Raw genomic sequence first — 15,670 nt, forward strand, 5'->3', positions numbered from 1 at the left:
CGACGTGTCTCTTTGCAAAGAACCAATGTAGAGTTCGCCAAATCATGAAACGATTTTAACAATGCAAAAGATTAGACTGGGACTTTTCTGGATAGGTATATGCTTTAACTTATATGCGCTTGCGCAAGAGCCGCGTAAGCAGTATGACTTAACGGATAATTGGGTGAGTACCATGCATGAAACCGATTCGTTGGCCTTTAGCGGCTTTGAAAAAGACGGATATAACTCGGTAGATTGGCTTTCTGTGCAGGTGCCACATAATTGGGATACTTATGCCGGTTATCGCCGACTACTTCATGGCAATACACATGGTTATGCTTGGTATAGAAAAAAGTTTCGAGTTGAAAACGAAGGTAAGGATAAGCGTTATTTTCTTTATTTTGAGGGCGTGGGAGCTTACGCAACGGTATGGTTAAATGGTAAGAAAATAGGATATCACGCAGGTGGCCGCACTACCTTTACATTAGACATCACAGACGCAGTGCGATTTGACAAAGATAATATTCTTGCTGTAAGAGCAGACCATCCGGCTGCTATACGGGATTTGCCATGGGTATGTGGTGGCTGCTCGGAAGAACGTGGCTTCTCCGAGGGCTCGCAACCCTTGGGAATCTTTAGACCGGTGCATTTATATGTAACAGATCCCGTTCGCATTGAACCTTTTGGTGTGCATATATGGAATGATACCACCGTTACTTCCAAATACGCGAAGCTGTTTTTAAACACGAGCTTTAAAAATTATGGTGTGGAAGCAAAAAACGCAGTGATTATGCAACAGATAAAAGATCAGGGAGGAAATGTAATTGCAGAAGAGCGTCAACAAAGAACAATTGCCGGTGAGAGCACCGAAGAAATCCGGCAACAACTTGAGCTGAAGAACTTCGTCCGTCTATGGTCGCCCCAAGATCCTTATCTCTATACGATTACCTCACAAATAAGTATCGATGGTAAAGTTGTGGATCAGGTGGAAACACCTTATGGCATTCGCTGGATAAGCTGGCCAATAGATCGAAAAGGAAGTGATAAACGTTTTTTTATTAATGGTAAGCCTTTTTTTATTAATGGAATCGCTGAGTATGAACACATGTTGGGGGGAAGTCATGCTTTCAGCAATGAACAAATAGATGCCCGTGTTAATCAAATCCTAGCGGGGGGCTTCAATGCTTTTCGGGACGCGCACCAACCACATAATCTGCGTTATCAGGAACACTGGGATCGTTTGGGGATACTGAGTTGGACCCAAATGGCGGCACATATTTGGTTTAACAACGATTCATTTAAGGCGAATTTTAAAAAGTTACTCACCGACTGGGTTATCGAGCGGAGAAATAGTCCGTCTGTAATTTTGTGGGGCCTGGAAAACGAAAGTACATTACCGGAAGCCTTTGCTCGGGAATGTACCGAACTGATCCGGAATTTAGACCCTACTACCTCTTCGCAAAGAAAGGTAACTACCTGTAACGGTGGAAGTGGAACGGATTGGGATGTGCCCCAAAATTGGACCGGAACTTATGGTGGTGATCCCGAGGTGTACGACCAAGATTTAAAAAGGCAAATTTTAGTAGGGGAATATGGTGCCTGGCGTACCATCGACTTTCATGCCGAAAAACCGTTTACGAAAACGAGCGCCAATACAGAAGACCGAATGCGTGAGTTAATGGAAACCAAAGTAAGACTTGCCGATAAGGTGAAGGACAGTGTTGCGGGTCATTTCTTTTGGCTATTCAATTCCCACGATAATCCCGGTAGAGTGCAGGGAGGCGAAGGAATCCGAGAGCTAGATCGTATTGGCCCCGTAAACTACAAAGGGCTCTTCACGCCCTGGGATGAACCTACAGATGCTTATTATATGTATCGGGCAAACTTTGTAGATCCGCGAAAGTCGCCGATGGTCTATATTGTTTCGCATACCTGGCCCAATCGTTGGGAAAGTCCCGGAGAAAAAAATGACATCACTGTTTATTCGAATTGTGACGAAGTTGAACTTTTTAATGATGTGAACGGATCGTCACTAGGAAGAAAGAAAAGGGAGGGAATGGGCAAGCCATTTGTGTGGAATAAGGTGCCGATTATGTTTAATGTATTGCATGCAAAGGCTTATGTAAAAGATAAAGTAGTTGCGGAAGATCTCATTGTTTTACAGGGCTTACCGCAAGCGCCCGCCTTTAATCGCTTGTATACAGATGATGAAAAAGTAAAAGACACGAACGGGTACAAATATATTTACCGAGTAAACTGCGGGGGACCAAGGTATGTAGACCAACAAGGACATGTTTGGGAAGCTGACCGCCCATTAACGGCTGATGACAGTTGGGGATCTTCTTCCTGGACCAACGGTTTTGATAATTTGCCTGCAACTTTTGCAAGTCAGCGGCGTACTTTTGACCCCATAAAGGGGACCGGCAATTGGTCGCTTCTGCAAACCTTTCGATACGGGAAAGACAAATTGGGTTTTCAATTTCCCGTGCCGGACGGGGATTACCTAGTGGAACTGTATTTTATCGAACCTTGGTTTGGCACCGGAGGAGGGATGGATTGCAAAGGATGGCGTTTATTCGATATCGCCATCAATGGTGCTATTGTGGATAGCCATGTTGATATATGGAACGAAGTAGGGCATGACCAGGTATTGAAGAGAACGTATGCTGCAAAAGCAAAGAACGGACGCATTGTCATTAACTTTCCAAGGGTAGCAGCTGGTCAGGCGTTGGTTTCAGCTATCGCCATCGCTGCGAAGGAAAAAATAAAAGCAGCTGCACCTTCACCACTTCTTATTCAGCAAGCAAGATTTGATCCTGATTCCGTAGATTTGTCGCCATCAACTTGGCTTGACATCGGAGACGAAGTCTTTTCCGGAAAAACCGACTATTTTACGGTAATTCCGCCAGCGCTATTTGGCGCTACCTGGCTGCGCTTTCCTGCCAATCTGACGGGCCAACAAAAGTCGCTTTCCTTTAATGTATCGAAGGATGCTGACGTATATGTTCTGCTGCCAAAAGATAACCGTAACGTTTACAATAGCTTAGCGGATTATGAAGATACACAAATGAAAATAGCAAGCGGAGGACCTACCCCGTCAATCTGGAAAATCTACCGAAAACGTTTTAAGGAGAATAGCTTTGTGCATCTTTCGTTTGGAAAAAATAATCTGCCATTAGCGCCCGTAATGGTTGTACCGGTAAGTAAGCTCCAATCAGCACATGATCTGAAAACGTCAATAACCTATAAGCCTAGCACCGCAACGCGTTCCCGTGGAACAACAGCTATCCGTTATTTGGAAAAGGAGGCGATCAAACTCCCTGCGAACGGACCCGCTCAGATTGATTGGACGATCAAGACGGGCGTAGCCGATACCTATAGTATCACCTTGAGGTATGCCAACAACCTAAAGCAGCCCATAAAGGGGAAATTGACGCTACGAACGTTAGATGGGAGCCTATTGCACGAAGAAAATACGCTTTTTACCCCTTCACGTGCTGGGAAGTGGAGTTATTCATACAGCAATACCGCTACCATGATCAATGCAGGGCAGTATGTTGTAACGCTGACACTGCCTCAATCGAACGGTTTAGTTATTTCAAATCTTGACATTCAATAACGAGTACATTTTGATGCTTTTATTAAGTCCTTTTTTCCGCAATCGATTCCGGTGATTTTGGATCTCAAGCTATGCTAACATCCTATAATAAGTAGATAATAATCGCTAAAAAATTACACAGGTAAGCGTTGATATTTGCATTACTAACCATAAGGAAATAGTACAAATTATAGATCTGTTCCACAAAATTAACAGTAAAAGGGAGAGTGAATAATTTTTTCCTTGTATAAAAAATGTCATAATAACACTACTGTTTTTTGGACTTTAACCAAATATATTACCATGAATGATTCTAAAAAATGTCTCAGAATATGCTCGGTTATCATGCTGTTCTTGGTGATCCTATTGCCAAAGCTGTATGCTTTTGAACAAGACGACTATACCCAAGTTATTACCAAAAGAGCACAGAAGATTGTTGACAAACTGAATTTAAAGGACGCGAAACGTTTGGCGGTTCGGACGATTATTGTACGGCAATATCGCGATTTAAATACGATTCATACTGAATTGGAACAGAAAGAGCAATCCTATAAGGCAAGTTTAGCGAAAGAAGATGCTAAACTGCAATCAGAGAAAGCTTACGAGATTGCCCAAGCAAAACTAGCCAAACTTCACGGAAAGTACCTGAAGCGTTTGGGGAAGGAGCTCAATGAAGAACAGATTGAGCAGGTAAAAAATGAGATGACCTATAATGTGTTACCGATTACCTATAAAGGCTATCTTGATATGCTTCCCAGTTTAACGGAAACGCAAAAAGCACAGATTCTCAGCTATCTTACCGAAGCAAGGGAAAAGGCAATGGATGCAGGTTCATCAGAAGCCAAGCATGCTTGGTTTGGTAAATACAAGGGGAAAATCAATAACTATTTATCAAAGGAAGGCGTGGAGACCAAGATTGCCAGACAAGTATGGGAGAAAAAACTAAAAGAAAAACAACAGAGCCAACGAAATTAGGTTTAAACTGATTTCGCCTTAAACTAACCGAAAATACATAACCAAACCTTATGAACGTACTATTAAAAAAAACAGTTATTGCCGCGAGCAAATTTGTTTTGTGGGCGCTGGTAGGTTGTAGCATCTTAACTATATCAAAATCGTGGGGTGCATCAACAGCAAAGACGTCTAAGGTCGCAAATAGCGCGACGGCAGCACGGATCAACATTCAGGGAACCGTAAAAAATGAAAAGGGAGAGCCTCTTCCCGGTGTAAGCATCAAGTTAAAGGGGAGCAAAACTACTAGCACGACTGACCAGAACGGTGTTTTTCGAATGAACTTACCCACAGGGAATGAAGTTTTGATTTTCAGTTATGTGGGATACAAATCGAAGGAAGTGGCGTTGGGTGGCCAGCGCTCAATCGAAGTCATTCTACAGGAAGATAATAGCGCATTAGATGAAGTAGTTGTAGTAGGGTACGGTTCGCAGCGAGCTAAAGATGTGACCGGGGCGATCGTTTCAGTGGACGTTAAGAAACTTGCTGATATACCCGTTGCCTCAGTTTCTGAATCACTAAGAGGGCAGGTTCCTGGATTGAATGTTACGGGAGGTAGTACCCGACCGGGAGCCATGGCTACCTTAAGTGTCCGGCAACAATTTAATTGGGGCAAAGATGGCGGAAATGACTATCCATTGATCATCATTGACGATGTGATTCAGGTGGATCCGCAAAATGGCAAGCCTTCTATGGAAAGGTTCAATATGCTCGATGTTTCAGAAATTGAAAGTATAACGGTATTAAAAGACGCCAGCGCTGCCATCTATGGCTCCCGTGCATCCCAAGGGGCCATTGTTGTAAAGACAAAAAGAGGCCAAGTGGGCGCGCCGCGGATTTCCTATAGCGCTAAGTTTCAAACAAACGATGCCGTAAGCCATGAGAAAGTAATGAACGCTCGGCAATATGGGGAATTTGCCAATAAGTTTGGCAGGGCGCTCGGTTGGAACGACAATTATTTCTATTCAGCGGCAGAACTGTCGCAAATGGAATCACTGAATTACGATTGGTTAGCGAACGACTGGCGGGCTGCCCATACCATGCAGCACTCATTGGACGTTAGCGGAGGTTCTGAAAAAGCAACCTATTATACAGGTGCTTCTTACTATACACAGGGTGCCAATCTGGGATCGCAGGACTTTAATAGGTGGACTTTCAGGGCGGGTACCGAAGTGAAGGTAGCAAGTGACCTGCGCTTGAGCGCTACGATAGCTGCGGCTAATACCAATTTGGAGCGCTCCTTTACAAAGATCAATTTTAGCGACGGATATGCTGTCGGTGGTGAACAGAATGATTATAGCGTATTACTGCATATGCCTAAATACATTCCGTGGATGTATAATATAAACGGCGTCGACCAGTATGTCTCTCCTGCGTTAGGGCCCAATAAGTTGGGAAATGTATCGGGCAATAATTCCCTAAGTAATTGGAACTATTATGATATGTTGAATAATGGTTCCAAGACCACCAATAAGGATTTTAATTATAATGCCAATTTCTCTTTGCAATACGATGTGCCTTTCCTAAAAGGACTCTCGTTCAAATTTAATTATGGAATTATTCAATCGTCAGGCAATACAGAGCAGGTTCAGATGCCGCTATTGTTAGCACGGGCTCGTAACATTAATACGGCAGATAACCATTTATACTCTAGCACCACTCAATGGGATGATCCGGTACTTAATCGGGCCAATTCCCGCGTTACTTATGACAACACAACTTCCAAGAATGAACAGCTGAACTTCTTTGCCAATTATAACCAAAAATTTGGCGACCATGATATTGGTGCCATGTTCAGCGTTGAAAAAACAACCGCCGGATGGGAAGACCGGTACCAGATTTACGATAACCCAACGAGAGGAGTATATAACGGGACTTCTATATCTGCCGGAACCTTAAACACGTCTAACAGCATCACCTATCGTACAGAAAGTGGAACACTTTCTTATTTGGGACGTGTTAATTATAGCTATAAGAGCCGATATCTTTTACAATTTGTATTTCGTACCGATGCTTCCACAAAGTTTGCACCCGAGAATTACTGGGGCTTCTTCCCTGGCGTTTCTGCAGGTTGGGTTGTATCGGATGAGAATTGGTTCACAGAACATGTTGCCTGGATGAATTATTTGAAGGTGCGCGCTTCTGTCGGGATTACCGGAAATAACAATGTAAATCCATGGAAATGGACTCGCTTATATACAGCAGCGACCGATAAAGGAATGGCCTTTGGAAGTAACGGTGGGATGTATACGATCGGTATAACACCGGATGCTGACCCTAATCGGGACCTTCGTTGGGACCGCACCGTGCAGCGCAATCTTGGTTTAGACATGTCTTTCCTGAAGTCACAACTTAGCATGTCTCTTGATGGTTATTACAATACGACTACCGACATGTTAACGGATATGTCCGGAGCTATCGGAGTACCTATCTCTGTGGGAGGGGCCTTTGCTGAACAGAACTACGCAGGTGTAAAGGCTTGGGGAACCGAAGTATCGGTTACCTGGAAGAGCCATGTCAATGAGGTGAACTACTCCGTAGGTATGAACTTCGGTTTAGGTAATTACAAGACCACGCGATACTTCGATCAACCATTTGATTATCCCTCTGAAATGACTACGCGGCGCGCCGTGGGTAATACCGGATATGGCAATCCTGTTTGGGGATATAAAACATGGAAGCACACATCCGGAGGCGACGGTATGTTACGTACCGATGCAGACATTGATGCCTATTGGAACTATTTGACGGAAAATGCGAATAATTCGGGTATTGAAGGGGCTGAACCTAATTTTATGGGTATTACCGATAAATCGCAGATGAGAAAGGGAATGCTGGTGTATGAGGATGTTCGAGGTGCATTGGATGAAAGTACACAGACCTACGGCGGTCCAAATGGCGTCATAGAAAAAGATTCCGGACAAGATTGGGAAATTCTGAAAAAGTCAAACATGACTTATGGCATCACCACCAATTTGACTGCGGGATGGAAAGGTATTTCGTTTCAAGCCCAAATTTCAACCTCCTGGGGAGGAGCCAACTACTTGGATTATGTCAAGCAGGGTACCAGCAGCACAAACGCGTTGTGGTCGCAGTCCATTTATCTGACCGATATGTACGATCCGGAAACGAATCCGAATGGTAAATATCCCAATATTGCCTATTACGATGATTTCGGTGGAACAAATTCCGACTTCTTCTTGCTTCCTACATTTAGAATGTTTGTCCGTAATTTGAGCATCGGCTATACCCTGCCAAAGAAGTGGCTAACAAAGGCAAAGGTAGATAATGTACGGATTTTTCTTTCGGGAAACAATCTTTGGGATTTATATAACCCCTACCCGAACAAATACCGTAATATGTATGATTCACCGGGCTTGGGTTATCCAACATTACGAACTTGGTCTTTGGGTATAAATTTAGGCTTATAACACACCATTATTTGATCATCATGAACAAGAAGATATTGATTTTTGCAATGACCGTACTTACAATAGTCGGATGCAAGAAAGATTTTTTGGAGGAAATGAAAAGTTACGATAAATACGACGACAGTATTTTTGAGAACGAACTCCAAACAGGTTGGTATATCGACCGGATGTATAACTATTATTTTGTGAGTTACCGAAACCCGCTACAGCAGGTAGTTGGATTGTATAAAGACGATCGGTCAAGAATGACAGAAGAAATAGGAGGCACGGTGGGCGACTATATCAATCCGACTAAGACTTTACAATTAGCCTCACAAGCCGACGGCTATTATGGTAACTCGGTAACGGCCAGTGTACAGAATAATCCCTACACTCGCATACGATTTGCAAACTTCCTGATCGGCAGAATCGACCAGTCGGGGCAAGGACTGTCAGACTCCTTTAAAAGATCCGCCAAAGGACAGATGTATTTCTTAAGGGCCCTACAGTACTTCGATCTTGTTAGGGTTTATGGAGGTGTACCTTTGGTAACTACTGTCCAAGAAAATAGTGCTACTGATGAAACCATTCGAGAGCCAAGAGCTACCTCGTCGGCATGTTTTGAGCAAATCGTGAAGGACTTGGATTCGGCGGCCGCACTGTTGCCGATGCGATGGGACGGCGAAGCAAACAACTATGGGCGACTTACCGCAGCAGGTGCACTGGCTATGAAAAGTCGTGTTCTATTGACGGCTGCCAGCCCATTGTTTAATAAAGATTGGGATAACCCAGCTAATGAACGTTGGCAAAAGGCCTTGGAAGCCAGCCTGGATGCAGAAACAAAATTGACCGGCGCAGGCTATGGATTATTTGGTTCAAATGCAAAGGATTGGGCGGAAATGACCTTTAGAAATGACAATTCGTTTAATCCGGAGGCATTGATGGTTTTTTTACTATCAAATACTTCCACCGGTTCCGCGGGCTATAATAACGGATGGGAAAATCAGGTTCGTCCAGCTTCTTATCGAGGAGGTGGAGGTCTGGCTGCGCCCAAAGAGATGCTCGATCTTTTTCCAATGGCCGATGGTTCGCGTCCTAATGCCGACAATTATGTAGACACCTTCTTCTTTGTAAACAGAGACCCTCGGTTCTATCGAACATTCGCTTTCTCCGGATCAAAATGGGGAATTAAGGGTAACGAAAATAAATCGACCTGGTTCTATAGATGGAAAGACAATGAAACATCTACCAAGGTGACCTATTATGCGAATGACCAAACCAATAGCCCTGCACTAGTTCGCAAAATGTCCGATCCTGCGGCAGATAGCACCGGCTTTGCTTTTTCCGGTACGGATATCTTTGAGTATCGTTATGCGGAGCTGTTGCTTAATATAGCAGAATGTTATGCTGCTCGAGGAGAGATTGGAAACGCGGTGAACTACCTGACCAAAATTCGTCAACGGGTTGGTATTCCCTCGGCGAATAATTACGGAATAGGCATGCCGACCTCTAAATACGCTGCTTTGGAGGCATGTTTATACGAACGAAGGGTAGAACTGGCTTATGAAGGAAAGCGCTTTTGGGATATACAACGTTGGATGCTTTATGATAATATCCAGGAAAGTGGCAATTCGGTACAGAAGCTAGGCTTGAGCCCGATAAATGGTACGAAACGTACAGGCTATTACTGGCAATCAAAAACCTTTGGTAGGGATCCGCTGACCAATGCCGATAGAAACATCCTGATTGATCCTGATGCTGCGAACTTTAATGAAGAAATCGCCAAGCTAAAGGCAATTTATCAAAACTACTTTGTGATGACACCATTAGACCAAGAATGGGATCGCGTAAACAATGCACCCGTTACCATCCTATTCCGTCCCAACTATTACCTATCCGGGCTTTCGGCAACGGTGTTGAGTAACAACTCTTGGCTGGCGCAGACAAAAGGCTGGTTGGATTATTCCGGGGCTAGTGGTACTTATGACTATCAGCAATAAACTGTAATTGAATGTTATGTTTAACCTTTTATTAAATAAATATGAAAAAGCAACAAATGGTGAGAGGGTTGGTAATATTTAGCTTTATTTTACTCGCTAGTTTTAAGAGTAGTTACGCGCAGAACGTAGAGATTCCTATTATTTTGCCCTACACAGGTAATTTCAACAATTGGATTATTACATTCACAAGTGGCAGTGACACTTATACTTTCGAAACAAATGATGACACCTTTGATTCGGGCGTTATAGGGATGCTCCCAAAGGGAACCTATACCGTTAATTTTGACTGTCCATACTTTGGTAGTGAGAATTTTGATATTCGTGTTTATAATGGTGGCGAAATAGTGCGGCAGGGAATAACCTCTTCTAGGGATCTTACCCTATACAATGTTGTTATTGGTGATGAACCGCTTATTCAAATAGATGCCGGTTATTAAAATGCATCAAAACGACTGATAATAAGTTTCTTCTTTTTTGTAATACATTAGTTTAATTTTTGGTGATACGCGGCACAATCTTAATGATTGTGTCGCTTTTTTGTTTTTAGATGATAGACGGCGAAATGAGCATAGGATATTGACTAGATCTATTAGCAGAAAAGTAGCGTTATCTGCCGATTTTTAAAGCCTTGATTGCAATAACAACTAAATAATTGAAAAATGTCCTTCTGTATGTAATAAATTCGTGAAAGATAATATTGTATAATATCGCGTCAATATACTATAGAATATTTCGTGTCATCTTGACGATATTTGATACTGTATATTTAACCAAGGTTCCTTACTTTCGGGTAGGGTAAACAAAAGCTAACCTTTAAGTAAATGCTATAAACTAATGAAGAAGTTTTTTTTAGTGCTACCCTTTTTTATTGGGATCGTTGCAACAACATATGCCCAATACCCAAAAATACCACAAGATGTCAAGCGGAAGAGTGACTCGATGATGAAGGCCGCAGCATGGCAATCTGAAATTGCTTGGCAAAAAGCCCTGCCTATTATTGAAGAAGAAGCAAAAAACGGGAAACCCTATGTGCCTTGGGCATCGAAGGCCATTGATTTGCCACAGGCCGATATTCCGGCATTTCCCGGTGCTGAGGGCGGCGGAGCCTATTCTTTTGGTGGTCGCGGTGGAAAAGTAATTGTAGTTACGAGCTTAGCAGACAGTGGCCCCGGTACATTGCGGGAGGCTTGCGAACAAGGTGGGGCACGCATCGTCGTATTTAATGTTGCAGGAATTATTCGTTTAAAAACACCTTTGATTATTCGCGCTCCGTATATCACCATCGCAGGTCAATCTGCGCCAGGAGACGGGGTTTGTGTCGCCGGGGAGTCTGTTTGGATTAATACGCATGATGTAATTATCCGTTTTATGCGTTTCCGCAGAGGCGAAACATGGGTTGGACGAAGAGACGATGCCATTGGCGGCAATCCGATTGGCAATATTATGGTTGACCATGTTTCAGCGAGTTGGGGATTGGATGAAAACATGTCGATGTATCGCCACATGTATAATGATAGTACCGGGAAAGCGATGGAGGAAAAGCTTGGAACCGTAAATATTACCATTCAAAACTCAATTTTCTCAGAAGCTTTAGACACCTGGAACCATGCTTTTGGTAGTACCCTAGGTGGCGAAAATTGTACGTTTATGCGGAATTTATGGGCAGATAATGCAGGTAGAAATCCTTCCATTGGCTGGAATGGTGTTTTCAATTTTGCTAATAATGTAGTATTCAACTGGGTGCATCGTTCAACGGATGGGGGCGATTATAAGGCCATGTATAACATTATCAATAATTATTACAAGCCCGGTCCACTCACACCGAAGGACTCGCCGGTGGGCTATCGCATCATTAAACCGGAATCGGGTAGAAGCAAATTGCCTTACGTAGTATTCGGTAGATTGCATGTAGCCGGAAATATTGTTGAAGGGAATGAACGTGTTACCAAAGATAATTGGGATGGCGGCGTACAAATTGAAGGAAAAGATGGAAATGAAATGAGTTTGGAAACTGCCAAGACCTATTTTGCCAAAATGAAGTACGACAAACCGCTTCCTATGGCTAAAATCAGCATTCTGCCTACTAAGGAAGCTTATAATTATGTGCTTGACAATGTCGGTGCGACACTTCCAAAAAGAGATCCGGTGGATACACGCGTTATAGAGCAGGTTAGAACAGGAAAGATAAACTATTTAAAAGATGTAAAATTGCCTGAAACGCAATTTGAACATCGTCGATTGCCAATTGACTCCTATAAACAAGGTATTATTACCGATATTAGTCAGGTAGGGGGCTATCCTGAGTACAAAGGGACGCCTTATAAGGATAGTGATAAGGATGGGATGCCGGACGAGTGGGAAAAAAAGAATGGTTTAAATCCCAATGATCCAAGTGACGCATCGAAATATACGGATAATGGTTATACGAATATTGAGAATTATTTGAATAGCCTGGTAGATGTAAAGACGGTGAAGCCGGTTTTAGCAAAGAATTAAGATTATCGCTGGTTGCGATTGGTTTAATATGGTTTATTGTGGTTTTAGTAGTTGGTTAGTGTGGTCCCTTACCTTTGCGCTCTGCTTAGGTAAGGGTAACACGCTTTATGCCCAAGACGTACTCGATTCGCCGTTGAAATGGGAAAGCAATCAATTAGTATATACGGCAGATAGTTTGGGCAATCGTATTCCTGATTTTTCCTACAGTGGATATAAAGGAGGGGAGGAAGCGATCCCTTTGGTGGAAGCAAAGGCCTTGGTTAAACATCAAACGTCCGATGCAACGGCTACTATCCAGTCGGCCATAAACTACGTTGCTCAATTGCCGCTTGATCAAAATGGATTTCGAGGTGCTATATTGCTTGAAAAAGGTACTTATCAAATTGATGGCAGTTTGGTGATTCCCGCTTCGGGCATCGTCTTACGTGGCAGTGGCGCAACGGAGAATGGAACCGTATTGATTGGCACCGGTATAAGTCGGGAAACCTTGATCCGAATTGTCGGAGTAATGGATAGTACGCAAAGCCATACACAGAAAATTAAAACGAAATATGTACCCGTGAATGCCATGGCATTCGAGGTGACAAATAGTAAGTCTCTTAAACCGGGCGATGGAATCACCATTCATAGGCGCTCGTCAGCGGCTTGGATTAAAACCCTAGGGACTGATCATTTTGGAGGTGGTATTACATCCCTGGGATGGAAACCCGGGCAGCGGGATATCTATTGGGACCGGAAGATTACAAAAGTTGAAGGAAACAAAATTTACATTGATGCGCCTATTACGACGGCGCTGGATCATCGCTATGATACAGCAGCAGTTAGTGTCTATCAATGGAAGGGACGAATTGGGCAAATCGGTATTGAAAATATAAGTTTGGAGTCGAGCTTTGAAGCTTCCAATCCTAAAGATGAAGATCACCGATGGACGGCCATAACAATGGAAAACGTAGAGGATGCTTGGGTTCGGCAAGTCAATTTTAAACATTTTGCAGGCTCAGCAGTTTATGTAGCAGAAACAGGTAAACGGATAACCGTAGAGGATTGTAAATCGACAGACCCTATATCAGAGATCGGCGGGCAGCGTAGAAATACTTTTTTTACCAATGGGCAACAAACCCTATTTCAACGCCTCTATGCTGAACATGGTTATCACGATTATGCAGTAGGCTTCATGGCGGCAGGGCCTAACGCCTTTGTGCAATGCCAAGCAGTACACCCTTTCAGTTTTAGCGGAGCGGTTGATAGTTGGTCATCTGGGAACTTGTTCGATTGTATGAATATTGACGGTCAAGCCCTGCGTTTTTCCAATTTGGAACAGGACGGGAATGGGGCCGGCTGGGCGGCCGCGAATAGCGTGTTTTGGCAATGTTCGGCTGCTCGCGTAGAATGTTATCAACCTCCGACGGCTCAAAATTGGGCTTTTGGAACTTGGGCACAATTTGTCGGGAATGCTTATTGGGAACAATCTAATGAGCATATTAAACCCTACAGTTTGTATTATGCGCAGTTAAGTCAACGGTTGGATGATCGTGCTGTCGGACGAGCAATTTTAATGCCCGAAGAAACGGAGGCATCCAGCAGTCCCTCGGTAGAAGTTGCCGAGGAGTTAACCCAATTAGCTGGCAAGCCCAAACTGACATTGAGTCAATTTATTGATCAAGCTAGTGAACGCACCCCTATATCTTTAAAGTCCAAAGAAGCCAAGCTGATTATTGCGGTTTCACCGAAAGCCGAAAATTCAATTACTTCATCGCCGTCGACTATACATATAGAAAATGGTTGGCTTGTAGGTAAAAAAGGTGTACTAACCGGAAAGCGGCAGGATGTGCAATGGTGGAACGGCAGTGCACGGCGCTACGGGCTGGAAAAAGCCCGCCCACATATCACCCGTTTTGTTCCCGGACAGGTAGGAAATGGCCTGACGGATAATTTAAAGGGCGTTGTCGACACCTTGAAGAATCAGCAGGTTGTTGCGTTTGAACATAATTATGGGCTTTGGTACGATCGGAGAAGAGATGATCATGAACGTATACGTCGTATGGACGGCGATGTATGGCCTCCGTTTTACGAATTACCCTTTGCCAGAAGCGGTGAAGGACTCGCTTGGGATGGTTTAAGTAAGTATGATTTAACTAAATATAATAAGTGGTACTGGTCGAGATTAAAAACTTTCGCCAACCTCGCAGAAGCACAGGACATCTTGCTCGTTCATCAAAACTATTTCCAGCATAATATTATTGAAGCGGGCGCCCATTATGCTGATTTTCCATGGCGTACAGCAAATAATATTAACCAAACAGGTTTTCCTGAACCTCCACCCTATGCCGGCGACAAGCGGATTTTTATGGATGCCCAATTTTATGATGTTAGTAATCAACATCGGGCGGCTATCCACCGTGCCTATATCAGGCAGTGTCTAAATAATTTCAAGGAAAATAAAGGCGTACTGCAGTTAACGGGCGCAGAGTATACCGGACCGTTGCATTTCGTTCAATTTTGGCTGGATGTCATTGAGGAGTGGGAAATAGAAAACAAGCAGCAGGCGCTAATCGGGCTGAGCACTACGAAAGATGTACAGGATGCGATATTGGCCGATGCAAAGCGTAATAAAATCGTCAAGGTGATTGACATCCGATATTGGTACAAACAGGCCGATGGTAGCACTTATGAGCCCAAAGGGGGGCAGCATTTGGCACCACGACAGCAGGCGAGGTTGTTCAAACCGAAGAAAACATCCTTCGAGCAAGTTTATCAGGCTGTTTCCACTTATCGGGAACAGTACCCTGATAAGGCAGTGATCTATTCGGCAAACGGCGCAGAAAGTAATGGCTGGGCGGTATTCATGGGAGGAGGTTCATTGGCAAGCATTCCAAACTCACTACCCAGCGGCTTTTTATCCGCTGCTTCACAGATGAAGCCACAAGCAAGTGAAAAAGCAGGGATGTATATGCTGCAAGGAGAATTTGGAGAGCGAATTATTTACGCTGACGGCTTAAACGAACTGGAAGTCGATCTGTCCAACAGTAAGGGGCGATACATCGTGCTTTACCTCGATCCGGTAACTGGAAAGGTTAAGGGAAAGCAACACTTACAAAGTGGTAAAAAACAACGAATTCAACTAAGAAATACTAACCAAAGCATTGTGTGGATACACCGTGCTTAACAACCGACAT

Annotated in this window: 7 protein-coding genes; all 7 read left to right on the forward strand. The window is 43.6% G+C overall.

Annotated features, from left to right (window positions below; all coding sequences use genetic code 11):
- The first annotated feature begins 61 nt into the window (after positions 1-61).
- Positions 62-3,598: a malectin domain-containing carbohydrate-binding protein gene (locus E0E36_RS13765; protein WP_130856426.1), complete on the forward strand. Its 3,537-nt coding sequence runs from the start codon at positions 62-64 to the stop codon at positions 3,596-3,598.
- A gap of 282 nt (positions 3,599-3,880) precedes the next feature.
- A complete protein-coding gene (locus tag E0E36_RS13770) occupies positions 3,881-4,552 on the forward strand; it encodes a DUF3826 domain-containing protein (RefSeq protein ID WP_130856427.1) in 672 nt (223 codons plus the stop codon).
- Positions 4,553-4,602: 50 nt separating this feature from the next.
- Positions 4,603-8,019, forward strand: a complete 3,417-nt coding sequence (locus E0E36_RS13775) for a SusC/RagA family TonB-linked outer membrane protein (protein WP_130856428.1) — start codon at positions 4,603-4,605, stop codon at positions 8,017-8,019.
- A 20-nt stretch (positions 8,020-8,039) separates the two neighbouring features.
- Entirely contained in the window at positions 8,040-9,998 is a 1,959-nt protein-coding gene (locus E0E36_RS13780) for a RagB/SusD family nutrient uptake outer membrane protein (protein ID WP_130856429.1), read from the forward strand.
- Positions 9,999-10,039: 41 nt separating this feature from the next.
- Entirely contained in the window at positions 10,040-10,435 is a 396-nt protein-coding gene (locus E0E36_RS13785; protein ID WP_130856430.1) for a hypothetical protein, read from the forward strand.
- A gap of 397 nt (positions 10,436-10,832) precedes the next feature.
- The gene (locus tag E0E36_RS13790; protein ID WP_013665585.1) at positions 10,833-12,494 is read left to right on the forward strand and encodes a polysaccharide lyase; all 1,662 of its coding nucleotides are present in this window, start codon (positions 10,833-10,835) and stop codon (positions 12,492-12,494) included.
- 58 nt (positions 12,495-12,552) lie between these two features.
- Entirely contained in the window at positions 12,553-15,660 is a 3,108-nt protein-coding gene (locus E0E36_RS13795; protein ID WP_242627211.1) for a DUF6298 domain-containing protein, read from the forward strand.
- Positions 15,661-15,670 lie beyond the last annotated feature (10 nt).

The sequence above is a fragment of the Olivibacter jilunii genome (genome assembly GCF_900607235.1).
GTDB lineage: Bacteria > Bacteroidota > Bacteroidia > Sphingobacteriales > Sphingobacteriaceae > Olivibacter > Olivibacter oleidegradans.